The sequence below is a fragment of the Streptomyces sp. NBC_01255 genome (assembly GCF_036226445.1).
Lineage (GTDB): Bacteria > Actinomycetota > Actinomycetes > Streptomycetales > Streptomycetaceae > Streptomyces.
On record NZ_CP108474.1, the window covers coordinates 1,679,730 to 1,704,211 of the forward strand.

At 70.2% G+C, this 24,482-nt stretch carries 12 protein-coding genes; 7 read left to right on the forward strand and 5 right to left on the reverse strand.

The genetic code is table 11. The features are described from left to right. Nucleotides 1-203: 203 nt before the first annotated feature. Nucleotides 204-1,388 (forward strand): hypothetical protein, encoded by a 1,185-nt coding sequence (locus OG357_RS07285; RefSeq protein ID WP_329620363.1) that lies wholly within the window; start codon nt 204-206, stop codon nt 1,386-1,388. Between the two features lie 217 nt (nt 1,389-1,605). On the opposite strand, the gene OG357_RS07290 is transcribed toward OG357_RS07285, so the two are convergent. Then, nucleotides 1,606-2,232, reverse strand: coding sequence for a hypothetical protein (locus tag OG357_RS07290; RefSeq protein ID WP_329620364.1), 627 nt, complete (start codon nt 2,230-2,232; stop codon nt 1,606-1,608). Nucleotides 2,233-2,241: 9 nt separating this feature from the next. Beyond that, nucleotides 2,242-10,242: a ricin-type beta-trefoil lectin domain protein gene (locus OG357_RS07295; RefSeq protein ID WP_329620365.1), complete on the reverse strand. Its 8,001-nt coding sequence runs from the start codon at nt 10,240-10,242 to the stop codon at nt 2,242-2,244. Nucleotides 10,243-10,842: 600 nt separating this feature from the next. On the opposite strand from OG357_RS07295, the gene OG357_RS07300 reads away from it, so the two are divergent. Beyond that, nucleotides 10,843-14,022 (forward strand): hypothetical protein, encoded by a 3,180-nt coding sequence (locus OG357_RS07300; RefSeq protein WP_329620366.1) that lies wholly within the window; start codon nt 10,843-10,845, stop codon nt 14,020-14,022. An 81-nt stretch (nt 14,023-14,103) separates the two neighbouring features. On the opposite strand, the gene OG357_RS07305 is transcribed toward OG357_RS07300, so the two are convergent. Both OG357_RS07305 and OG357_RS07310 read right to left on the reverse strand, forming a co-directional pair. Continuing rightward, nucleotides 14,104-16,566 carry an MFS transporter gene (locus OG357_RS07305; RefSeq protein WP_329625512.1) on the reverse strand — a complete coding sequence of 821 codons (2,463 nt, stop codon included), beginning with the start codon at nt 16,564-16,566 and terminating at the stop codon, nt 14,104-14,106. A 254-nt stretch (nt 16,567-16,820) separates the two neighbouring features. After that, nucleotides 16,821-17,264 carry an SRPBCC family protein gene (locus tag OG357_RS07310; RefSeq protein ID WP_329620367.1) on the reverse strand — a complete coding sequence of 148 codons (444 nt, stop codon included), beginning with the start codon at nt 17,262-17,264 and terminating at the stop codon, nt 16,821-16,823. A gap of 158 nt (nt 17,265-17,422) precedes the next feature. Here OG357_RS07310 and OG357_RS07315 point away from each other — a divergent pair, with 158 nt between their 5' ends. The 3 genes from OG357_RS07315 (at nt 17,423) to OG357_RS07325 (ending at nt 20,745) form a co-directional block, all read left to right on the forward strand. Further along, complete coding sequence (locus tag OG357_RS07315) at nt 17,423-18,454, forward strand: Rv2578c family radical SAM protein (RefSeq protein WP_329620368.1); 1,032 nt, start codon at nt 17,423-17,425, stop codon at nt 18,452-18,454. Between the two features lie 115 nt (nt 18,455-18,569). Further along, on the forward strand, nt 18,570-20,210 hold the full coding sequence (locus tag OG357_RS07320) for an alpha/beta hydrolase (RefSeq protein WP_329620369.1): 1,641 nt from the start codon (nt 18,570-18,572) through the stop codon (nt 20,208-20,210). 91 nt (nt 20,211-20,301) lie between these two features. Then, entirely contained in the window at nt 20,302-20,745 is a 444-nt protein-coding gene (locus OG357_RS07325; protein WP_329620370.1) for a RidA family protein, read from the forward strand. An 11-nt stretch (nt 20,746-20,756) separates the two neighbouring features. Here OG357_RS07325 and OG357_RS07330 read toward each other — a convergent pair whose 3' ends face one another. Further along, nucleotides 20,757-21,359 (reverse strand): HEAT repeat domain-containing protein, encoded by a 603-nt coding sequence (locus tag OG357_RS07330; RefSeq protein WP_329620371.1) that lies wholly within the window; start codon nt 21,357-21,359, stop codon nt 20,757-20,759. A gap of 309 nt (nt 21,360-21,668) precedes the next feature. On the opposite strand from OG357_RS07330, the gene OG357_RS07335 reads away from it, so the two are divergent. Both OG357_RS07335 and OG357_RS07340 read left to right on the forward strand, forming a co-directional pair. Continuing rightward, nucleotides 21,669-23,450 carry a 3-hydroxyacyl-CoA dehydrogenase family protein gene (locus OG357_RS07335; protein WP_329620372.1) on the forward strand — a complete coding sequence of 594 codons (1,782 nt, stop codon included), beginning with the start codon at nt 21,669-21,671 and terminating at the stop codon, nt 23,448-23,450. A gap of 115 nt (nt 23,451-23,565) precedes the next feature. Beyond that, nucleotides 23,566-24,384 (forward strand): TetR family transcriptional regulator, encoded by an 819-nt coding sequence (locus OG357_RS07340; protein ID WP_329620373.1) that lies wholly within the window; start codon nt 23,566-23,568, stop codon nt 24,382-24,384. Nucleotides 24,385-24,482 lie beyond the last annotated feature (98 nt).

Sequence of the window (24,482 nt, forward strand, 5' to 3'; positions counted from 1 at the left end):
TCGGAGGTCACCGGGACGGCGGTACGGATCATCCGCGGAGTTCCGGATGCCCAAGGTCATGGGAGCATGCTGCCCTCCGGGCCTCCCGACCCGCCCTCGAATGAACGGGCGCCTCGACGATGGCTCGAATAGGGCGAAATATCGTCAACATGTGCGTATAGGCTGTCGGCCGCAGTTGTCGTACCGACCCCGGAGAGCACTCGGTGACCATCGCCATCACCCCGTCCGACACGTCCGCCGAAGACCGCGAGGCCGCCCCCGCGGCGATCTCGGAGCCCGAGTTCTGGGTGCCGGAGGCCCCGGAGCCGGACGCCCCGGAGCCGGAGGCCTCCACGCCGGAGGTCCCCGCGGCCGAGGTCCAGGACGAGGAGCCGGAGCCCGTGTCGCCCGACGCGCACGACCCCGTCGTCGTCCGCGACGCGCAGGACTTCGGGATCTACGCGCGGACCGGCGGCTGGGCCTTCGCGCTCAAGGTCGCGCGGAGCGTGCGCCCCGGCGGCCAGCCCGCCGAGGGCACGGCCGCCGCGAAGGTCTCGGCGAAGGCGTTCGCCGCGCTCGCGGGGTGCTCGCCCGACCGGGTCATGCGCTACTACAAGGCCTGGGACATGGCGGCCGACGACGGCCTGGTCCCGCAGTTCGAGGTCCTGGTGCCCGGCGAGGACGTCGAGCTGCCCGACGCGGACGTCTGGCTCTCGTACTACACCTCCCGCAACAGCGCGTCCTCCGTGCGCGGCCAGGCGATCAGCGCCGCGGCCGAGGCGGAGGGCATCCGGCCGACGAAGGCCCTGGAGGTCGCCGAGAACCCGACGGCGCTGCGGGCCGCGATCCTCGCCGACCCCGGGACGGCCGAGGCGGCACGCGGCGCGCTGCTCGACCGGATGAAGGAGGACCCGGCCCTCCAGACGGAGATGGCCCGCGCGTTCGCCCGCACCGACGACCTGAAGAAGGCGGTGGCGAGCGAGGCGAAGGCGGCCGACCGCATCGGGTACGTGCGGCAGATCGTCGAGAACGGTCAGATCAAGACCCCGGCCGGGCAGACGGTGGACGCGCCGGCCGAGCTGCGCGCCGAGGCGGAGCGCCACCTGTCGCTCATCGACGAACTCGACGACTCCGAGGAGGCGGGCGAGTGGGCCGGTGAGGCGTACGACGCGGTGAAGGGCCTGGTCGCCCGGGCCGTCGAGGAGGACCCGACGCTGCGGGTCCAGGAGCGGCGCACCAAGTTCTACAACAGCTTGCAGAAGGCGACGAAGGTCTTCGAGGAGCTGACGCTGGACGAGGTGATGGAGGAGGACATCTACGAGGCCGACATGCTCCAGCGCCTCGAAGCCCTCCAGGACGCGATCGGCACCTGCATCAGCGCGCTGCGCAAGGCGTCGACCGGTTCCTGACCCGGCACCGAGATCTCGATCGTCGGCGGGCGGTTGCCCACCTACCTGTACGAGCCGCCCGGCCTGCCGGCCTTGCCGCCACCGGATCCGGAGCCCGTGGAGGTCTGACGTACGACACAGCGAAACGGAGGGTCGCCCCCGGCACGAAGCCGGGGACGACCCTCCGTCATGTCTCCTGGATGCTGTCAGTCCGACGGGACCTTGATCCCGCGACTCATCAGCTCCAGTTGTTCGCCTCGGAGAATTCCTCCAGAGACGGTGTCACATCGTTCGAGAACGCTTCCGCGAGGTCGCGCAACTCGGTCAGGGTCGATTCCGCACCCTGACGTTCTCCTGCCTCGCCTCGCTCCCTCAGCAGGATTGCGAGCGCTCGATCCTCAGCATCCCTCTCCCCCTGGACCAGTGGCCCAGGAGCCGGCTGAGGCTCACCGCTTCGCACGATCACGGGCTTCTCTCCGGAGAGCTTGAAATCAACCATGGAGAAAAGCGTTCGCATCGTTTTGTAACCGGTTTCGATGCGATCGACGGACGGCCTCAAGGAAACTGCCAGCGCTTCCCCGACGAGACCGACAGCCATCTCCGCGTAGAACCCGGGAGACGCGGTGGGATCCGCGTCTTCGAATTCACCCTCGTCATCTTCGACGAGGGAATCGAGGAAGGCTGCGCACTCGTCCGCCTCGTCGTGACCAGCGGCCATACGCCACGCGAGTTCCAGACCGGAATCGATCCAGTCCTGCTGCTCTTCGGATCCCAACACCCGACAGAAGGCTGCCGCCCGCTCCGCTGTTGCCGCAGCGAGGAGTTTCAACTCGGTATCCGATGGGCTAGGAAGGTTCTCAATCACGACGTCCCGCTAATCTTCGCTCGAAATCCAGAAGTACCTGAACGGGGAATACTTGATGGTTCCGTGTCCACCCATGAGGTTCACATCCCTCGTGTCCACCAGGGGGAGGCAGTGTTCGTTGCAGAAGTTGGTCGACGCCGCACCGAAGATCGCGTGCTCGTTCGAGGCCAGGTTACCGAGGATGGCTTCCTCGGCATGTCCTGCAGCTTGGATGAACTCCTCGCCGTCGCGGAGCGACCATGCCGGCGGCTGCGCGGCCCCACCACTGATTCCGATGCGAATCGTAACGCTCCGGGTGTCGGAGTTGTAGACGCCGATCACCGCGGTGACCCCCCTGTAGTTGGCGCCAGGGAAGTCGTCTCGGGTGGACTGCAGTTCCAGCGCTCGGTCGTGCGCGAGGCGGGCATCGTCTTCAGTCGCGACACCACAGTTGTGAACCAGGACGGGTGTCGCCCCGGCCAGCACGTAGTACGTGTGGGTGTCCGAGACGGTCAGGTTGTGGACCGTCTCGCTCCGGGCCGTCCATCGCTGGACCGCGGTGACCTGGACGGAGACACCCGCGCTGGTCCTGAGCCACTCACGCGGCTTCAGGTCCGTGGCGCTGATCCACTCGCCCAGTTCGGGGACCCAGAAGGGGTGACCATCGGTCGCGGTGACCTCGGCCGTCTTCGTGCCCTTCGGGCCGTCCGTGTCGATGGTGACCTTGACCAGGCGCTTGAGGCCCTCGCCCTTGATCTCCGCCGTGACCGTCTCGGTCCGGGTCTCCCCGGTCCTCGGGTCGGTGGCGACGATCTTGTCACCCGTTCTGACGTCCTCGATGGCCTTGACGGAGCCGTCCGCCATCAACACCTTCGTGCCCTGCACGAAGCTGTTGTCCGCCGTCTTGCAGGAGCCGCCGCTGGACCCGCCGTTGCTACGGGAGGAACCACCGGAGCTTCCGCCCGGCTTCGACGTGCTGACCTTGCCGCCACCGCCGCCCTTGCCACCGCCCTTGCCGCCACCGGCCACGGACGAGGACTTCGGGGCCGCCTTGGCCTGAGCCCGCTTCTGGACCGGGTTACCGGTCTTCTTCTTGGCGGCCGCCGCAGCGTCGGCCTTTCGTTTCGCCGCCTCGGCCGCCTTCTTCTTGGCCCGTTGCGCGGCCTCCTTCTTCGCCTTCTCGATGGCGGCCTTCTTGGCTCTCAGAGCCGCCGCCTCGGCCGCCTTGGCGGCCTTCAGGACCGCTTCCGCGGCCGCCTTCGCCTTCTTGAACGCCTGGATGGCGTTGATCGTGCGGTCGACCGCCCTCAGGACGGAGGGGATCTTGCCCAGCTTGGTCCACGGGATCGCCCCGATGATCATGCTGCCGCAGGACCACATGTCGCCGCCGAAGCAGGCCATGGCGTCACTGAGTCCGATGAAGTCGCTCAGGACGCTCCATGCGGCGGCGAGGATCACCGAGGTGAGGGACTTGCCCATGGTGGCCTGCGCCTGCGCGACCTGCGCCGCGGACAGGCCCGCGCCCACGAGGGCCGCCGCCTTCTCCGAGGCGGTCAGGGTGATCGCCAGACCCGTCGGGTCCGCGTGGGTGACCGGGTTGTTGTGCGCGTAGACGTATCCGTTGGCCTGCAGAGGATCGTTCAGGTCCATCTGCGGGTCGGCGGAGAGGAAACGTCCGACCACAGGGTCGTACAGACGGGCGCCGAGCAGCGTGTAGCCGGAGGAGTCGTCCCTCGTCTTGCCGAGGAACCCGGTGTGCGTCTGCAGGTTGACGCCGGCCGTGCCCGCACCCCGCTGGTTGCCGAACGCGTCCTGCTTGCGGATCCGGACGTCCATCGCGCCACCGAGCAACACCTCGGTGTAGGTCGAACCCTGGTGGTCCGTGGTCAGGGCGACCAGTTGGTCCCCGGCCGTGCCGTTGGCGTAGCGCATGACCGCGCCGGCAGGGGTCGTGTAGGTGCGCTGCGAGTTGACCAGGACGCCGCCCTGCTGGACGGTGACCTCCGTGTCACCCAGGTTCAGGGTGGCAGTCTTGCCCTTGATGGTGAGCAGGCGTTCGCCGGTGGGACCGTAGATGTGACGGGTGTCGTTCTGCGGCGCCCAGAGCTGCGCGGCGGAGGCTCCGTCGCACGTGGCCAGGACGATCGCCGTGGCGTTGGCCGAGTTGGCGCCCTGCACCGCGAGGCACAGGTTGGACGCGACGTGCGTCAGCTGGCCGGCCGCGTTGCGCTTCAGCTCCTGCGCCGTAGCCGCCGCGGCGGTGGCGGCGCACTTCTGGATCTGCAGCGCGGACCCGGCCGTGTTGGCGGCCGGCTGGAGGCACCAGTCGTCGTACACCGACAGCGTGCCCCGGTTGGGGTCGGTCTGCGGAGTCGCCGGGGTGCTCGGGGTGGGCGTGAACTTCCAGCTCTGCGCCAGGGTGGTGTTGCAGCTGTAGAGCTGGACCGGCTGCGCCGCGACCGCGAGACCGCTCTTGAGGTCGATGCACTTGTCGGCCAGGCCCACGTAGGAGGTCTTGCCGCCGGTGCCCGCGCCGGTGATCCGGTCGATCTTGCCGTCCGGCGTCCAGGTCAGCGTCTGCTTGTCACCGTTGTCGAGCGACGTGACGGACTTCGTCTCACCCGTCAGCTCGTACAGGCGCTCGGCCTCGGCCTTGACCTGCGCACCCGCGGGGGTGGCGTAGGTCTTCGAGACCTTGGTGAGCGTGTGCGGCTGGCTCTTGGCCGCGCCCACACCGTACTGATACGTGGTGGTCGCGTCCTTGGCCGTGGCGCCGGTCAGGTCCTTCTCGACCAGCTTGGTGCGGTTGCCGAGCAGGTCGTACTCGTACTCCTGCCAGTAGCCGGAGCTGTCCTTGCCCGGGGCGACGTTGAGCGTGCCGTCCGGGTTCTTCGGACCGGTGCAGTTCTCCTGGTCCTTCGAGGTCCAGGCGTTCTTCAGCTGGCCCAGCGGGTCGTACGTGAAGCACTGCCGCTCCTCGATCCCGGTGGCGTGCTCACGGATGCCCGTGACATTGCCGGCCGGGTCGTAGGCGTACTCGCGCTTCGAGACCAGATTGCCCTCGACCGGACCGGCACCACCGGTCTGCTCCCGGTAGACCATCTGGTTCTGGAGCTCACCGGTGGACTCGTCGAAGGAGTTCTGTGCCCACACCCGGTACGGCACCGCGCCCAGGGTCGAGCGCAGGACCTGGCCGTAGGGCGAGTAGAGCGTCTCCGAGCCGTACCAGTCCTTGCCGGAGATGGAGAGCGGGTTGCCCTCCTTGTTGTAGCGGATGACCAGCTTCTCCGCGTCGAACTTGCCGGCCTTCGGAAGGTTCGTCTCCTCCAGCATGCCGTTGTCGGAGAACGTGTAGTCGTACTTGTAGTCCGCGGGGATGCCCCACGTGGTGGCCAGCGACGGGGGAAGGGACAGCGTCGTCGAGGTCGGCTGGTAGTCCTTCGTGTAGCCGTTGACCTTCTGGGTGTAGGCCAGGCCGTCGGTGTACCGGGTGGCGGAGGCGGGCATGCCCTTGCCCCCGGCGACGGTGTCGTACGCGAGCGAGGCGAGCAGCGTGCCCGTGGAGCCGCCCAGACGCTGCTCCTTGGGCCGGGACAGCTCGTCGTACGAGTTCCAGGTCGTGATGCCCCGCGCGTTGGTCGTCGTCAGCGGACGGTCGCGGTGGTCGTACGTCACCCGGGTGGTGCCGGTGTCCGGGTCGGTCGCGGTCTCGAGCCGGCCGCGCCGGTCGAACGTCCACGACCACGGGTGCGTCGGGTCGACCGAGCTGGTCGCCGTCGTCAGCTGACCACGGCTGTCGTACGCGTAGCGCGTGGACGTGTGGCCGCCGGGCGCGTCCGGGGTGAAGGTGTCCGTGCGGACGGTGCGGCCCAGGGCGTCGGTGAAGACCTGGTAGGACGAGGCGCCCTGCGGGTGGATCACCTTCGACCAGTCGGCTCCGTACGCGTAGCGGGTCGCCTTCTCCGGCACCTCCTGGGAGATGGCCTCGGTGGTCCCGGGGGCCTTCACCTTGAGGACCGGCATCTCCTCGAGCACGCGGCCGAGGCCGTCGTACTTGTACCGGGTGATGTTCGGGACCGTGGTGTCGGCGCGCGGGGTGAACAGCTCGCCGTTCGGAGCGTCCTCGTTGAGGTAGGCGTTGTTGGTCTGGTAGACCTCACCGGCGCTGTTGTACAGCGTGTCGGTGATCAGACGGCCACCGCCGTCCGCCTCCTCCTGCGACTGGCGCTCGCGGCCGAGACCGTCGTAGATCGTGACGGACTTCTCGATCCGGTTCTCGTAGCCACGGCTGTAGGTCGTGATGTACGGGGGCTTGCGGAGCTTTCCGCCGTCCGGGTCGTTCGGGTCGGGCTGGTCGCCCGGGGTCACGTACTCGGCCCTGAAGTCCGGGACCGCGTTCGGCGACGGGGTCCGGCCGGGGGACCATGCCTCGGCGAGACGGCCCAGCGGGTCGAACGTCGCCTCGCTGACGTGGCCGTTGACGTCGGTGGTCTTCAGCGAGACGCCGCGGCCCGGCTCGACCTCCTGGACCTGGGTGTGACCCAGCGGGTTCGTCTGGGTGATCTTGAAGACCTGACCCGTCGGCGGGTCGAAGGTGGTCGTGTACTCCTTCTTGTCGACGTCGATCTGCTTGGTGACCCGGCCGAGGGCGTCGAAGGCGACGGTGCCGCCGGTCTGCCAGCCGGTGCCGCTCTCGTTGATGGACCACGTCTCGGTGGCCAGACCGCGGGTGGTGTCGGCGAGCGCCGTGCCGTACGCGGTGTTGTCGTAGGAGGTCCGGCCGCCGGCGCTCAGCTTCGTGAGGTCGGACCAGTCCGCGGCAGCACACGAAGTGGACGAGACGAGAACCTGCTTGGTCAGGCCGATGATGTTCTTGGCCGTGTTGTGCAGGTACTCGAGCTTGGTGCAGGACTCGTCACCGGTCTTGGTGGGGTCGGTGTCGCCGAACGACTCCACCTGCGTGGGCAGACCGTGGACACTGTCGAACGTCGTCCTGGTGCGGACGCTCCGCAGGGTGCGGGCGTCGTCACCCGTGCCCGACGACTTCGTGTACGCGATCTCCTCGGGCTCGGTGACGCGCCACGCCTTCAGCGGGTCGAGGCCGTCGCCGCGGACGCGGCTGGCGAGCTCGGTGGCCTCGGGGACGGTGAGGCTGCGGGTGAGCCAGTCGCCGTCGGCGTCGGCCGCGTTGGAGTAGCTGAACTCCTCGGATATGCGGCCGGCGAACGCCTCACGGTCGTAGACCGTCGCACCGTCGTGGGTGAGCGTGGCGCCCGCGATGTTCTTCATCGGGACGGTGTCGCCCATGCCCCGGTAGAAGCGGGTGACCGCCTTGGTCTTCGGTCCCTCCGTGCCCGGCGTGTCCTCGCCCGGGCTGGAGCCCTCGCCGTTGTCGGCGGCGACCTTCCGCTCTCCGGTGACGACGGCCGTCTGCTCGAAGCCCGCGAACTGCGAGTACGTGCGCGTGGACTTCTTGCTGAACTCCGCCTCGGCGAGCTTCCAGCCGGCGTTCTTGTAGTCGTACGACGTCCGCGTGGAGTACGAGCCGTCGACGTTCGGCAGCTCCTCGATCGAGTCGACCACGTACTTGTGGAACCAGTCGATGTCCTCGACCTCGGCGTCCGGGTGCCAGAACATCGGGTAGCACAGACGCGTGTTGGCCTTCAGCGCGGCCGTGTCCGTCTTGCCGGGCAGACCCGTCCTGCTGGCGCAGCCGTCCGCCGCGTCACCCCAGGTCGGCATCTTGTAGGTGACGACGGTCTCGCCGCCGTACTCGTTGATGACGCGACCGATGCGCAGCCTGGCGAAGCCGGGACGCGGGTCGATCGGCGCCCCCTTCTCCTCCCCGGTCGTCTTCCGCAGGAGGACGCGGTTCGGCATCTCCTCCTCGTTGGACTCGAACCGGATCGGGTTGAGCGTGACCGCGGCGTCCGTCGAGCCCTTGCGGGCGTAGCCGGTGCGCTGGATGGACTCCAGCCACAGGGCCGTGTTCGGGCCGGTCTTGAGGACGGGGAAGTTCTGCTTGAGCTGGTACTGGTCGACGTCCTGGCGCGCGGTGGTGTCGGTGCGGCGCTGGGCCGAGGTGGTGATCTTGTCCAGGCGCTTCGTCGACCAGAAGGTCGGGCCGGCGTTCCAGCACTTCTTCTTGTCCGTCGAGGTGACCGCCTGGCACCGCAGGTCGGCGGGGGTGTCGTACCAGATGCGGTACTTGCCCGGGTCGCTCGACGTGAAGTTCTCGTCGCTGCAGGTCAGCGTACCCTCGGTGAAGCAGCGCTCGGCGACGTCGAATCGCACGCGGGCCGGGGCCGTGGCGCTGAAGACGGTGTCCTTGCGCTGGCCGTAGTCGATGCGCTTCAGGTAGCCGCCGCGGTGGTACTCGACCGGCCCCTTGAAGTAGAAGTTCTTCGCGTAGTAGTTCTTCTCGCGCTCCCACCACAGCGACATGGCGTTGCCGTGGACGTCCTCGACGTAGTCGAGGTTCCACTGCCAGGCCTGGTTGCAGGCGGAGGACTTCCAGTCGGCGGTCGTCGCGCCCTTGTAGCAGGGCTCGCCCGCGTGGTTGCCGTAGACCGGCACCGCGAGCACGGAGTCGGTGTACGGGTCGTCGGCGGCGGTGCCGTTGTCCGACCAGCCCGGGAGCTTGTTCAGGCCGAAGTGGTACTTCGTGCCGTCCTTGGTGGTGACGACCCAGTACTCGCCGTCGGCGTCCTTCATGCCCGAACGCGGGTCCTTGGACGTGTCCTTGAACCGCTCGATCTTCGAGCCGTCACCGTTGGCGCTGAACCACTTGTCCTTGGACTCGTCCCACACCAGCTCGGTGGTCATGCCGCCCAGGGAGAGGGTGGCGTTCTCCGAGCCCCAGCACAGGTCGGCCGTCTTGTGGGTCGCGTTGTTCGCCCCGGCCTTCTTGGAGTCCTGGCGGCAGTTGACGTACGTCCGGCTGATGGAGCCCGGGTTGTAGTCCCAGCCGTCACCGATCCAGGAGGCCTGGTTGTTCGACGCCGAGGTACGCCCGTCGACCGTCTGCGACGAGTAGCCCAGGCTGACCTTCGGCGTCAGACCGCCCGCGGCCTCCGGGACCTGCACCTGGTAGCCGTAGGTGAAGGCACCGTTCGACGAGCCCGCGGCCCAGGAGCCGGCGGACAGCAGCGGCGAGGCGGTGAAGTCGCCGGTCGCCGAGGCGCCGGTGTCCATCGCGCCGACGACCTGGCGGCCGGAGGTGTCGACGGCCGGGAGGGCGACCTGCCGGGCCGAGGCGCCGGAGACGCTCGAGCGGGCGACGCCGTCCTCGAGCAGGTTCGCGACCGGCACCGATCCGGACAGGATCTTGCGGGTGGGTGCGTTCTTCTTGAGCTTGGCCTTGGTGGGGGCCTTGGCGGCCGGCACCTCCTTGACCGTGGAACGCAGCCGCTCGATGTCGTCGGCGACCTCGGACGTGCCGGACATGGTCTCCGTGCCGGTGTCCGGGGCACAGTCACCGGAGTCCGGGGAGTCGATGACGCAGTTCGGCAGGAGGACCAGGCCGAAGCGCTCGGCGGCCTGGGGGCCGTAGCGGTCGGCGAAGCCGGTGGTGTCGACCTCGAGCGTGACCTGCGCGGCAGGATCGGCGGTCGCCGGCGGGACGACCTCCAGGATCATGCCGGGGACGCCGGTCTCCTCCGACGTGGTGGTCGACTTGACCGCGACCTGCCAGTCACCGGCGATCGCCGCCGGGTCCTGACCGACCGGCACGCCGACCGCGACCGGCAGACCGACCGACGTGGTCTCGTTCACCACCGGGACCGTGGTGCCCGGCTGGGTCTGCGCCGTCAGCGGCGCCTTGCCGGCGTCCTCCGCCCACGGGGCGACGTTCTCCGGCGCATAGGGGACGACCTGCTGCTCGTCCCCGAGGCTCAGCGCCTTGTCGGCACTGGCGTCGTCGGCGAGCGCGGTGCTCTCGGGGATGTCCGGCAGATCGACCTGAGAGGTCGTCTCCTCACGGCTCATCCCGTCGCCGGGAACGGCCAGGGCCTGCGAGCCCAGACTCGTCACCGTCAATACCGATGACAAAAGAAGGACGGTCGCCGTGCGGCTTCGCCGACGGCGCCGTCGTTGTGACTCTGTCATGGCCAGGCGATTCCGCCCCACCCATGACAGTGGTTCTGAAGCACGCATCACGCGTCGACTCCCACCCAAACGAACAAGACAACGGAGGAGGTGCGGAAACACCAAAGAGCACGCGCCTGGTTCAGGCGCGTGCGTGCGCACTCTGTGTCATGTGTGCGCCAATTTCAAGATCGGCCAAGCGGTCGAAGCGCGTCGACAGTGAGATTCGCCACGGTGCAGTCGCAAACAGAAGCTCACACTGCCGATGTTCGCGATAGATCAGACACCGAGTGCAATTACGACCTAAAACATCATCAAAACAGCCCGAACCAGAGCTAAATGACCTGCTGTCAAACCCGTTCCATGAATCGCATAACATCTTCATAAAGTCTTCAGATATGGACGCCACGTGCCGCACGTGTGATCGTGTGCGCGCCTTGTGCCCCACGGACGGTCCGTCGGGGCCGTCTGTGCTGTCCGAAAATCCCTCTGGTCCCACGGGAGTAGACCGCCGTGCCCGCGCCGCCTCGTCTTCTCAGCCCGTTCGTGCGCACGCGCACACGGCTCACGCTCACTCTCGGCCTCGTACTGGCCGCACTCACCGCCGCGCTCCTGCCCTGGTGGCAGCCGAGCACGCCTTCGACCACCAGCTCCCCCAGCGCCCCCAACTCCCCCCGCACGGATGCCAAGCAGGCGTCGACCGGGCCGAAGGACGAGGCCGCCGCCTCGGCCGAGGCCAAGCGCACCGGCAAGAAGGTGCTCGTCGACACGGCGACCACCGCCACCGAGCTGATCTGGGCGCTGCCGAACGGCCAGATGCGCACCCAGATCCACGCACTGCCCCAGCGCGCGAAGAACGCCAAGGGCAAGTGGGCGCCCATCGACAACACCCTGCACCGGACGGAGAACGCCGGCGCTCTGACCGTCCGCCCTGCCAACCCGGCCGTACCGGTCCGCTTCTCCGGGGGCACCGCCGGCGAGAACCGCGCCGACCGCTCGTACGCCCGGGTGCCGCTCGCCGAGGGCGCGGGCGACACGTCCGTCCTCGCCGAGGTCGACCTCAACGGCCACACCATCGCCTACACCTGGCCCGGCGCCCTGCCGAAGCCGGTGCTCGACGGCCCGCGCGCCCTCTACCCCGAGGTGCTTCCCGGCGTCGACCTGCTCCTGGTGGTACGTGAGGAGGGCGGCTTCGGCCAGCTCCTGATCGTCAAGAACCGCGAGGCCGCGCAGAACAAGGACCTCGCGACCGTCTTGTACGGCCTGCGGTCGAAGACCGCGGTCTTCCGGCAGGACGCGAAGGCCAACCGGATCCAGGTCCTGGACAAGACGGGCGCGGAGGTCGGCACCATCCCGACCCCCTTCGCCTGGGACTCCAGCGGCCGGGACCCCGAGCTCAAGCCGGGCACCCCCCAGCGCACCTCGGTCGCCGGCCCCGCCGACGTACTGAAGCTGTCGGGCCTGACGGGCATCGAGCCGGGCGCGCGCTCCGCGCAGCTCCCGATCGCGCTCGACGGCGACGACACCGGTACGGCCACCCTGAACCTGGGCCTGGGCCGGACCGGCCTCCTCGCCCACCAGGACACGAAGTACCCGGTCTTCATCGACCCGCCGCTCAACAGCGGCTGGGCGGCCTGGACGACCGCGTACAAGAAGTACCCGACCTCCAGCTTCTGGAACGGCACGAACTTCTCCTCCGGCACCTCCGACGCCCGCGTCGGCTACGAGAGCGACACCGGCGGTCTCGGCCGCTCCTTCTGGCGGATGAAGTTCTCGACCGGCTACGAGGGCGCGAAGTTCACCCGCGCCACCTTCAAGGTCAAGAACAACCACTCCTGGTCCTGCACCGCGCGGGAGTTCCAGTTCTGGCAGACCGGCTCCATCTCGTCCGGTACGACCTGGAACGCGCAGCCGAGCTGGTCGACGAAGCTGGACTGGCAGTCCTTCGCCCACGGCTGGTCCTCGACCGGCTGCCCGGACGCGTACGAGGCGTTCAACGTGCTGGCCGGAGTCCAGAAGAGCGCGGACGCCGGCGCCGAGACCCTCACCTTCGGCATGCGTGCCACCAGCGAGGGCGACACCCAGACCTGGCGCAAGTTCCTCGCGACCTCCGCCGTGGTGGAGGGTGACTACAACCGTGCCCCGTCCCAGCCGACCAACGGCACGTCCTCGCCGGGCGGCGCGTGTGTGCCCGGACCGACCAACAGCGTCACCATCGGCCGGACCACCATCACCCTGAAGGCCAAGGGCTACGACGCGGACGGCACCATTCCCAAGCTGCGGTTCCGTATCTGGAAGGCTGGCTCGACCACCAAGACCGAGTACCTCGCCACCGCGGACTCCACCGGCTACGGCCAGATGGTCATCCAGGCCGACAACCCGCTGCTCACGGGCCTCACGGGCAACACCCTCTACTCGTGGGACGTGCGGGCCGAGGACGCGGCCGGTGCGGTCTCCACGTTCTTCCCGGAGGGCACCGAGTCGTGCCGGATCACCGTGGACCCGACCGCGCCGCCGCAGCCGGACATCACGAGCACCGTGTTCACCGAGGCCACGCCCGACGGCAAGACCTGGGCCAAGGTCAAGTACGGCACTCCCGGTGACTTCACCTTCAGCGCCACCGGCGCGACCAAGTTCAAGTACGCCTTCGAGGGCGAGGCGCTCATCGAGACGCCGCCGCCCGTGAACGGCAAGATCACCCTCCCCGGCGTCCAGCCCCGGCACGCGGGTCCGACCAGCCTGTACGTCTACGCCTACGACGTGAACGGCAATCAGAGCATCAAGGGTGACTACTCCTTCTACCTGCCGCCGCGCGACCGGGCCGACGGTCCGATGGACACCGGTGGCGACGACATCGCCGACCTGCTGGTGCTCTACCCGGACGGCAAGCTGAAGAACTGCGTGGGTGCCCCCGCCGACCCGGCGGTCCCCGGTACCGGCGGTGAGCTGTACAGTTGCCTCGCCGCGTCGTACGTGACCAAGGACAAGCAGGTCGACCCGCCGAACCACTGGATCGACGCGGCGGGCACGGCGTCGCTGATCGCGCACTACAACGACACGTACCCGGGCGACGGTTCGACCGACATGTTCGCGGTCACCCCGGACAAGAAGTTCTGGATCTACCCGGGTGACGGCTACGGCACCTTCAACGTCGACGAGCGGATCGAGGTCCGCCTGCCGGCCAACGCCCCCGCGCCGTCCACCTGGACGCAGCTGAAGGCGATCGGCGACATCAACGGCGACAAGCTGCCCGACCTGACCCTGCGGGCCGGGCCGGCGTTCTGGGTGCTGTCCGGCTACACCGGTGCCACCTTCCAGACCGCGACGCTGATGGAGGGCACCGCCTGGGCCCGCCGCGAGATCGTCAACATCGCGGACATGAACAAGGACAGCACGCCCGACCTGCTGTGGCGCAACCTGGACAACGGCAACATGTACGCCCGCCACGGCAAGCCCGGTACGGGCGGCGGCGTCGACCTGGAATCGATCAAGGTGGCGGCCAACTCGCTCAACGGTGACGTCGCCTTCGGTACGAACTGGACCGAAGTCAACGTCATGACCGCGATCGGCATCCCCGACGTCAACAAGGACGGCGTGCCCGACATCTGGGCCCGCTTCGGTGACACGGGCAACATGAAGCTGTACTACCCGTCCACCGCCAACACCAACCCGCCGGTCCGGACCGTCCTGGGCGTCGACTGGCGGGGCATCCGCGCCTTGGGCTGACCCCGCCCCCGGCCGCTGATCCCGAGCCCCGGTCGCCTGCCTCGCAGCAGGCGGCCGGGGCTTCGTGTCCCCGTCGGCCGGTCAGTCCTGGTGGCCGAGCTGGAGGTCGCGCTCGGTGCGCCCCCCGCCGGCCATCTGGAGGACCGTGGCGACGGGCGGGTACCCGGCCGCGATGACCGTGTACTCGCCGGAGGACAGGTCCACGAAGCGGAAGGTGCCGTCCGCCCCGGTGGTGAGGGTGTCCATGACGTTGCCCGCGGCGTCGAGGAGGGTGACGCGGGCGTCCTCGACGGGGCGCCCGCCGCCGGCCCGCACCGTGCCGCGCAGCACCGCCCCGCCGGCCAGCTCGATGTCCTGGCGGGTCTCGCGGGAGGACTGGACGCTCACCGGGAGCGCGGCGGGCCGGAAGGCGGGGGCGCTGGCGGCGAGCGTGTACTCGCCCGCGACCAGTTCGGTGATGACGTACCCGCCCTCGCGTCCGCTGCGGGTGGAGGCGACGACCTCGCCGCGTACGTCGGTGAGGGTGACGGCCGCGTCCCGTACGGGCGTCCCGTCGGCGGTGACGACGCTGCCCGCGAGCCGCCCCGCGCCGCCGAGGACGACGTCGAGCTCCACCGGCCGGTCGCCGACGGTGACGGAGACCGCCTGGGGCTGGTGTCCGCCGGCCGCCGCGATGAGGACGTAGGCGCCCCGGTCGGGCACGCTCAGCGCGTACCGCCCGTCCTCGCCGCTCGCGCCGCGCCCGACCTGACGGCCCTGGACGTCGATGAGGGTGAGGGCGGCCCGGGGCACGCGGCTGCCGTCGTGGTGCTGGACGGTGCCGCAGACCGGGACGCCGGAGTGGGCGGGCCCCTCGTGCGCAGGGGCGGAGGATGCGTGCCGAGCGTGCGGGACCGCCTGGGTGCCGCGGAAGTCGGTGGCCTCGGTGGCCTCGGTGAGCGGGGTGTGGTGGGACACCAGCGGTTTCTCCTTGAGGAAGAAGGCGAGGACGAGGCCGAGCACGAGGACCGGCACGAGGTAGAGGAAGATGCGCGGCATCGCGTCCGCGTACGCCTGGATGTAGGCGTCGCGCAGGGCGGGCGGCAGGGTGTGCACCGACTGCGGGGTGATCGACTCGGCCGGCGGCAGGGACGCGGAGGCGCCGCTCTGGGCGGTCACCCGCGCGAGCCGGTCGCCGAGGGCGTCGTCGAGCCGGGAGGCGAAGAGGGTGCCGAAGACCGCCGCGCCGACGCTGCCGCCGATCTGGCGGAAGTAGTTGTGGGCGCTGGTGGCGGTGCCGAGGTCGGCGGGGCGTACGGAGTTCTGCACGGCGAGCACGAGGACCGGCATGACGAGTCCGATGCCGGTGCCGAGGACGGCCTGCCAGAGGCTGTGCTGGAGGCGCGGCGTCTCGGTGTCCATGCGGGAGAGCAGCCACATGCCGAGGACGGAGACGGCCCCGCCGAGCACCGGGTAGATCTTGTAGTGGCCCGTGCGGCTGATGAGTTGGCCGGAGACGACGGACGCGATGACGATCCCGCCCATGAGCGGGAGCATCAGGAGGCCGGACTCGGTGGCGGTGGCGCCCTCGACCATCTGCAGGAAGCTGGGGAGGTAGCTGGCGGCGCCGAAGAGCGCGATGCCGACGACCGCCCCGACGAGGGCGGTGACGGTGAAGACGGAGTCGCGGAAGAGCCGGAGCGGGATGAGGGGTTCGGGCGCGAAGTGCTCGACGACCAGGAAGAGCAGGGTCGTTCCGGCGGCGCCGCAGGCGAGGGCGAGGACGACCCTGGAGTCCCAGGCGTACTCGGTCCCGCCCCAACTGGTCAGCAGGACCAGGCAGGCGGAGGCGGCGGCGAGGAGCAGTGCGCCGAGGACGTCGAAGCGCCCGCGGGCCGTGGGCTTGGGGAGTTTGAGGACGACGGCGACGACGGCGAGGGTGACGAGCCCGAAGGGCACGTTGAAGTAGAAGCACCAGCGCCAGGAGACGTGGTCGGTGAAGAAGCCGCCGAGCAGGGGTCCGGCGACGGAGGCGAGGCCGAAGGCGGCGCCGATGAGGCCCATGTAGCGGCCGCGTTCCCGGGCGGGGACGATGTCGGCGATGATCGCCTGGACGCCGATCATCAGGCCTCCGGCGCCGGCGCCCTGGAGTGCGCGGAAGGCGATCAGCTCGTCCATGCTCCGGGACCAGCCGGCCAGGCCGGAGCCGATGACGAAGACGACGATGGCGAAGAGGAAGACGCTCTTGCGGCCGAGGAGGTCGCCGAGCTTCCCGTAGATCGGGAGGCCGATGGTGGAGGTCAGCAGGTAGGCGGTGATGGCCCAGGACATCCGGTCCAGGCCCTGGAGTTCACCGACGATCTTCGGCAGGGCGGTGGCCACGATCATCTGCTCGAGCGCGGCGAGGAGCAGCGCGAGCATGAGGCCGCAGAAGACGAGCCGGACACGGCGGGGATCGAGGGGGGCCGGTCCGGGGTCGGGAGGTGGGGCTAGGCCGCCGGCGGGGAACGGCTCCGCGCCCTCCGCTCCGCCCTCGCCCCCCGTGCCCTCGGTGGACTTCTCCATCGTGATCGCACCCACGTACCTGCTCCCCTCGACACGGCGTCTGCGCCGCGCCATTCTTCGCATTGGGCGCGAAGCGGGAGCAAGTCGGGCGGTATGGAAGGTCAGTGGCATCCCGGACTGCGAACGACCCTGCGACACGGCGCACTTGGGTCGCTCATCAGCGCGTTTACGAGAACGCCCGCGCCCCCTCCGCGCGCGGGCGCTCGGGTACGGGGGTGCGGGCGAACCACTCGAATCGGTGAACGCCCTGAGCGTTACTTCTCGACCTCGTCGGCCAGCTTGACGAGCAGGGCGTCGTAGATCCGGCCCAGACCCTTGGGTGCGAAGGTCCTCTCGAAGAAGCCGCCGACGCCGCCGGCGCCGTCCCAGACGGAGGTGACGACGGCGCGCGACTTGCCCTCGCCGGCGGGGGTCACGGTCCAGGTGGTGACCATGGACGAGTTGCGGTCCTTCTCGACGAGCTGCCCGTCGGTGGGCTCGGTGACCTCCAGGAGGCAGTCGCGGACGCGCTTGCTGGTGGCCTGGAGCTTCCAGTGGACGAGGGTGCCCTCGCCGTCGCCGCCCTCCCGCACCTCGTACTCGCTGAAGTGCTCGGGGAGCACCTTCGCGCGCGTGCCGCTGTAGTCCGCCAGCGCGTCGAACACCGTCTCCGCGTCCGCGGCGATGATCCGTTCCGTCGTGGCCTCGACCTGCGCCATTGACTTCCTCCAGCTTGTGGTTCCTCGGGGGTGTGGGCCAAGCGAACCACGCGGGCTCCGGGGCGCGAAATCCGGGTTGCGGTGATCAAGGGAACAGGTGTTCTATTCTGGGCGCAGGATGGAGCCAGAGGCGAGGCAGAGCAACCGAGGAGGCGTCCGTGCGCTGGGACAATCTGGGCGACAGACCGACCGCGCCCGCCGACATCGGCCTGTTCGGTACGGACGCGGTGACCACGCGGACGTTCGACACCCCGGAGTTCCGGGGCATCACCTTCCACGAGGTGCGGGCCCGCTCGATCCTCAACCGGGTCCCCGGCGCCTCGCGGATGCCGTTCGAGTGGACGGTCAACCCGTACCGGGGCTGCACGCACGCGTGCGTGTACTGCTTCGCCCGCAAGACCCACAGCTATCTGGACCTCGACACCGGGCTCGGCTTCGACTCCCAGATCGTCGTCAAGATCAACGCCCCGGAGGTACTGGCCCGCCAGCTCGCCTCCGCGCGCTGGCAGGGCGCCCACGTCGCCATGGGCACCAACGTCGACTGCTACCAGCGTGCGGAGGGCCGCTACCGCCTGATGCCGGGCATCCTCACCGCCCTGCGCGACCGGGCCAACCCCTTCTCGATCCTCACCAAGGGCACTCTGATCCTGCGCGACCTGGAGCTGCTCACCCAGGCCGCCCGGGTCACCGAGGTCGGCATCTCGGTCTCCGTCGGCTTCATCGACGCGGAGCTGTGGCGGACGATCGAACCCGGCACCCCCTCCCCCGAGCGCCGCCTCGACGTGGTCCGCACCCTCGGCGAGCACGGCATCGACTGCGGCGTCCTGATGGCCCCCGTCGTCCCCTTCCTCGGCGACCGGCCCGAGCAGCTGCGCGCGACGGTCCGCGCGATCGCCGAGGCCGGGGCGAGCTCGGTCACCCCGCTCGTCCTGCACCTGCGGCCGGGCGCCCGCGAGTGGTTCATGCGGTGGCTGCGCCACCACCACCCCGGCCTGGTGGGACGGTACGAGCGGATGTACGCGGACGGGGCCTACGCACCGACCTGGTACCAGCGCCGGATCACCCGTCAGGTCCACGAACTGGCCGCCGAGTTCGGAATAGGACCCGCCGACCGGGGCACGCCGCGCCGGATCCCGGTGCCGGAGGAGCCCGCCCTCGCGGCCGCCCCCGAGCAGCTCACGCTGCTCTGACCATCGGGCCGATCATCGGACCGGTTCACCTGACACGCCGTCGGATCGTCCTCTGTTCGGGTCAACTCTCGGTGAAACAGGTCCCTCCACCGACCGTTCGGGGCACGGACGCCCTATGACCCCACGCGCAGGAATGCTGATCGCCGCAGGAGCGCTGGTCGCCGGGACGGTCACCGTCCTGCCCGCCACCCCCGCAGGCGCCGGTGAACCGACCCCCCGGCCGTTCCCCAAGCTCGCCTGGACCGGCTGCGCCACCCAGGCGTACCCGAAGCTCCAGTGCGCCACCCTGAAGGTGCCGCTCGATCATGACGACCCGGCCGGGCGGAGCATCACGCTCGCCCTCACCCGGGTCCCGCACACCGCGAAGACCTTCCAGGGGCCGCTGCTCGTGAACCCGGGCGGGCCCGGGGGCAGCGGACGCACGATGGCCGGGTACGTGGCGGCCTCGCTGCCCCCGAAGGTGGCCGCCGAGTACGACGTGATCGGCTTCGACCCGCGCGGGGTCGGCAGGAGCGAGCCCGCGCTCGACTGCCGGCCGGGCCATTTCGCGCCGGTCCGCCCCGACTCGGTGCCGCGCGGCGCCGACGCCGAGACGGTCGCGGTCGAGCGGGCCCGGGCCTTCGCCGAGGCCTGCGGCGACAAGTACGCCGACGTGCTTCCGTACATCGACACCGTGAGCACCGCCCGGGACCTCGACGCGATCCGCGACGCGCTCGGCGCGCCGAAGGTCAACTACCTCGGCTACTCGTACGGCACCTACCTGGGCGCGGTCTACGCGCGGCTGTACCCGGACCGGGTGCGGCGCATGGCGCTCGACTCCGTCGTCAACCCGCACGGCGTCTGGTACGAGGACAACATCGCGCAGGACTACGCCTTCGACACCCGCCACAAGGACTTCATGGCCTGGGTGGCCCGGCAGAACGCGGTGTACAAGCTGGGGACCGACCCGGCGGCGGTCGAGGCCGCCTGGTACCGGATGCGCGACGCGCTGCGCGAGGCCCCGGCCGGCGGGAAGGTCGGACCGGGCGAACTGGAGGACACCTTCCTGCCCGGCGGGTACTACAACGGCTACTGGCCCCGCCTCGCGAGCGCGTTCTCGTCGTACGTCAACGACGGCGACGCGGCGCCCCTGACGGAGGCGTACGAGAAGTACGGGGAGGCCGACGCGTCAGCCGACAACGGCTACTCGGTCTACACGAGCGTGCAGTGCCGGGACGCGGCCTGGCCCCGCGACTGGAACGTCTGGCGCAAGGACAGCTGGGACGTCCACGCGAAGGCGCCGTTCTCCACCTGGAACAACGCCTGGTACAACGCTCCCTGCGCCTTCTGGCCCGTGCCGGCGCTGACCCCGCCGGACGTCACCAACGACCAGCTGCCGCCGACCCTGATCCTCCAGGCCACGGAGGACGCGGCGACCCCGTACGAGGGCGGTGTGGCGCTGCACCGGCTGCTGCGCGGCTCCAGCCTGGTGGTCGAGGAGGGCGGCGGGAACCACGGGGTGACCCTCGGCGGCAACGACTGCCTGGACGACCACCTGGCCGCCTACCTCGCCACCGGCACGGTGCCGCGCGGCAAGGACGGGGCCGAGGTCGACGCGGTCTGCGAGGCGCTCCCCGAGCCGGAGCCCGAGCCCCTGGCCCCGGCCGGGAGGAAGGCGACGGAGAAGGCGACGGAGAAGTCGGGCAAGCGGGTCGGCACCCTGCGGGCGGAGGCGACCGGCGTCACGCTCCACGGGCTCCTCGGCCACGTCCGCTGACGACGACCGCACCGACCGCCACAGCCCACTGACAGGGCCCGCGCCCCCCGGGACGCGGGCACTGTCAGTGGCGTGCGCGAGGATGTGGGGCATGACGAGCCACCTGACCCACGTCCCCGCGCCCGACGGCCTCGCGCCCAGTCCGCAGTACAGCCACGTCGTCTGGGGGACGGGCCGGTTCGTCGCGATATCCGGGCAGTGTGCGCTGGACGCCTCCGGCGCGGTGGTCGGGGAGGGCGACGCGGTGGCCCAGGCCCATCAGGTCTTCGCCAATCTGGAGCGCTGCCTCGCCGCCGCCGGCGCGGGGTTCGGGGACGTGGTGAAGCTGACGTACTTCGTCACGGACGTGGCCCACCTCCCCGCGGTGCGGGACGCCCGGGACGCGTACTTCGCGGGGGCGCCGCTGCCGGCGAGCTCGGCGATGCAGGTGTCGGCGCTGGTCCGGCCGGAACTCCTCGTGGAGATCGAGGCCTTCGCCCTCGTCCCCGAGCGGGAGACCGGGGATGTCGAGGCGGAGCTCCGGTTGGTGCGCTGACGCCGTGTTCCTCAGCCGAGCGGGCCGAGCCGCGTCAGTGAGTCCTCTGCCGCGCGGCCGAGCCGGGGGTGCGGGAGCGCGGCTTCAAGAGCCGGGCGGGCCCGGGGGTCGCCGAGCGCTCCGAGACCCTCGACGCAGGCGAGTCCGACCCGCCAGTGGGGGTCGTCGGCCGGGAGTCGCCGCCGGAGGACGGTGATCAGGGCCGGTACGGACTCGGGGGCGCGGAGTTCGGCGAGCAGCCGGACCGGCAGGAGGGCATAGGCGACCCGGAGTTCGTTGGTGGCGAGGGTGGCGGCCGCGCGGGCGGTCCGCGGGTCGCCGAGCCGGACCAGGGCGTGGGCGGCGGTGACGCAGCGCTCGGGGTCGCGGTGGTTGAGGAGGAGGACGAGCGCCTCGAAGGCGCGCGGGTCGCCCGCGAGTCCGAGCTTGCAGGCGGCGATCTCGCGGGCCCAGAGCGGCTGCCCGGGTGCGGTGAGGACCTGGTGGAGTTCCTCCGGGTCGTCGGTTCCGGCGAGTTCTCCGAATGCCGCCGGGACTTCTCCGGAGTCATTCTCGATCTCGTCCCGCAATCGATCGATCATCGAGCAGAATTCCGGATCCTCGGCGCTTTCCATGAATCCGAGCCTATCCGCGATCCAGATCACACTTTCTCAACTTGCCGGGACTGGCGCGCTCGTTACCGGCCGGTTAGTCTCAGGTGAGCGGGTCACCACCCGCACTCCTCGCGACAACCTGGTGACGCAGTTGTCGTGAGTGCTTCGTCGGTTCGGCAGTTTCGATGCGACTCCGGGACAGAGTCCGTCGCCCCTTTCTTCAGGGCATCGCCCTTCTTTCCAGGGCCTCGCCCTCGATCTTTCCCGCGCCCTTTCTCTCTCGCGCGCGCACTGCCCTCAGTCGTCACTCTTCCTCCCTGGAGTCCCCTGATGGACACCCCTCTCTCCACCATCGCCGTCGTCGGTCTCGGCACCATGGGCACCGGCATCGCCGACGTCCTCGCCCGGGCCGGCCGCGAGGTCATCGGCATCGACATCGACGACACCGCCGCCGCCCGGGCCGTCGCCGCCCTGGAGGCCTCCACCGCCCGCGCCGTGGCCCGCGAGCGGATCACCGAGGAGGAGCGGCAGGACGTCCTGGCCCGCTTCCGTACCTTCTCCGACCTCCAGGCGGCCGCCGAGGCCGACCTCGTGATCGAGGTCGTGCCCGAGTCGTACGAGGCGAAGCAGGAGGTCTTCCGGGCGCTCGACGGGATCGTCCGGCCCGACGCGATCCTGGCCACCGGCACCAACGCGCTCTCCGTCACCCGGCTCGCCGCCGACTCGGCCCACCCCGAGCGGGTGCTCGGCCTGCACTTCTTCACCCCCGTGCAGGCGATGAAGCTGGTCGAGGTGGTCTCCTCCGTGCTGACCGACCCGCGGGCCGTCGACGCCGTCACGCGGCTCGCGGAGGACCTCGGCAAGGAGCCGGTGGCGGTCGGCGACCGGGCCGGTTTCATCGCGGACGGGCTGCTCTTCGGCTACCTGAACCAGGCCGCCGCCATGTACGAGGCCAAGTACGCCTCCCGCGAGGACATCGACGCGGCCATGAAGCTGGGCTGCGGCCTGCCGATGGGGCCGCTGGCGCTGCTCGACCTGATCGGCGTCGACACGGCCCGTACGGTCCTGGAGGCCATGTACACGTCCTCGCACGACCGGCTGCACGCCCCCGCCCCGATCCTCAAGCAGCTCAGCGAGGCGGGCCTGACCGGCCGCAAGGCGGGCCGCGGTTTCTACACGTACGAGGCGCCGGGCTCCGGCGAGGTCGTGCGGGACGCGCTCACCCCGCTGACCTCCGCCGACGCCGGCGGCGGCCGTGAGGTCCGGTCGGTCGGCGTCGCCGGCTCCGGCACCATGGCCTCCGGCATCGCCGAGGTCTTCGCCAAGGCCGGGTACGAGGTCGTCCTCGCCGCCCGCTCCCAGGAGAAGGCGGACACGGCCAAGGCCCGGATCGCCAAGTCCCTGGCCCGCTCCGTCGACAAGGGCCGGATGACCGGCGAGGCCCGCGACACGACGCTGGCCCTGATCACCGCGGCCGGCACGCTCGACGCCTTCGCCGAGGTCGACCTGGCCGTCGAGGCGGTCGCCGAGGACCTGGGGATCAAGCAGGAGCTGTTCGCGCGGCTCGACAAGATCTGCAAGCCGGGCGCGGTGCTCGCCACCACGACCTCCTCACTGCCGGTCGTGGCCTGCGCCCGCGCCACCTCGCGCCCGCAGGACGTCATCGGGATGCACTTCTTCAACCCGGCGCCCGCGATGAAGCTGGTCGAGATCGTCCGTACGGTCCTGACGGCCGACGACGTCCACGCCACCGTCCGCGAGGTCACCACGAAGATCCGCAAGCACCCGGTGGACTGCGGCGACCGTGCCGGCTTCATCGTGAACGCGCTGCTCTTCCCGTACCTGAACAACGCGATCAAGATGGTCGAGGAGCACTACGCGACCCTCGACGACATCGACGCCGCGATGAAGCTGGGCGGCGGCTACCCGATGGGCCCGTTCGAGCTGCTCGACGTGGTCGGTCTGGATGTCTCGCTCGCGATCGAGCAGGTGCTGCACCGCGAGTTCCGCGACCCGGGCCTCGCCCCCGCCCCGCTCCTGGAGCACCTGGTGGCGGCCGGCTGCCTCGGCCGCAAGACGGGACGCGGCTTCCGCGAATATGCCCGCCGCTGAGCCGCCCACCGCGGGCTGGGGCGGCCTGCTGAGCTCCCCGGGCACCTCCGGTGCCCCGGGGGGCTCCCCGCCCCCACCTGGGCACACTCCCACTCCGATGCAGTACGTTCGGACCATGCCCAAGGCCGCGAAGACACCCCGTGCCACGTCCACGTCCGACGCTCCGGAGAGCGCGGCCGGCACGCGTGCCGCCGCCCAGCGGCTCAAGATGCGCCGGGAGCTGGCGACGGCGGCGATGGAGCTCTTCGCCACCAAGGGGTACGAGGCGACGACCGTCGACGAGATCGCGGCCACGGCCGGGGTCGCCCGGCGGACCTTCTTCCGCCACTTCCGGTCCAAGGAAGAGGCGATCTTCCCGGACCACGACGACACGCTGGTGCGGGCGGAGGCGGTGCTGAACGCCGCCCCGCCGCACGAGCACCCGCTCGACACCGTGTGCCGGGGCATCAAGGAAGTCATGAAGATGTACGCGGGCTCCCCCGCGGTCTCCGTGGAGCGCTACCGGCTGACCCGCGAGGTGCCGACCCTGCGGGAGCGCGAGATCGCCTCGGTGGCCCGCTACGAGCGGCTGTTCACCCGCTATCTCCTGGGCCACTTCGACGAGCGCGACCACCACGACGGCAACGACGACCCGCTGCTCGCGGAGGTGGCCGCCTCGGCGGTCGTCACCGCGCACAACCACGTGCTGCGCCGCTGGCTGCGGGCGGGGGGCCAGGGCGACGTGGAGGCCCAGCTCGACCACGCCTTCGCGATCGTCCGGGACACCTTCGGCACCGGCATAGGCGCGGGCCGGCCGGCCCAGCCCCCGCAGGCCGAGCAGGCGCCGGCCGTCCGGGCCTCCACCACCGGTGACGTGGTGATAGCCGTGGCCCGCACGGACGCTCCGCTCGACGAGGTCATGCGCACGATCCAACAGGCACTCAAGAACCCCTGAGGAGCCCCTTGAGGAGCCCCTGAGGGCCCTTGAGACCGCTCCACCAAGAAGGCCGCCCCCGGTTTCCGGGGGCGGCCTTCTTCGTATCGTCCCAGTTC

Excerpts from the sequence above, each read along its gene's own strand:
- OG357_RS07320 (WP_329620369.1), top strand. The coding sequence starts at position 18,570 with ATGACCCCACGCGCAGGAATGCTGATCGCCGCAGGAGCGCTGGTCGCC.
- OG357_RS07340 (WP_329620373.1), top strand. The coding sequence starts at position 23,566 with ATGCCCAAGGCCGCGAAGACACCCCGTGCCACGTCCACGTCCGACGCT.
- OG357_RS07330 (WP_329620371.1), bottom strand. The coding sequence starts at position 21,359 with ATGGAAAGCGCCGAGGATCCGGAATTCTGCTCGATGATCGATCGATTG.
- OG357_RS07325 (WP_329620370.1), top strand. The coding sequence starts at position 20,302 with ATGACGAGCCACCTGACCCACGTCCCCGCGCCCGACGGCCTCGCGCCC.
- OG357_RS07305 (WP_329625512.1), bottom strand. The coding sequence starts at position 16,566 with ATGGAGAAGTCCACCGAGGGCACGGGGGGCGAGGGCGGAGCGGAGGGC.
- OG357_RS07335 (WP_329620372.1), top strand. The coding sequence starts at position 21,669 with ATGGACACCCCTCTCTCCACCATCGCCGTCGTCGGTCTCGGCACCATG.
- OG357_RS07310 (WP_329620367.1), bottom strand. The coding sequence starts at position 17,264 with ATGGCGCAGGTCGAGGCCACGACGGAACGGATCATCGCCGCGGACGCG.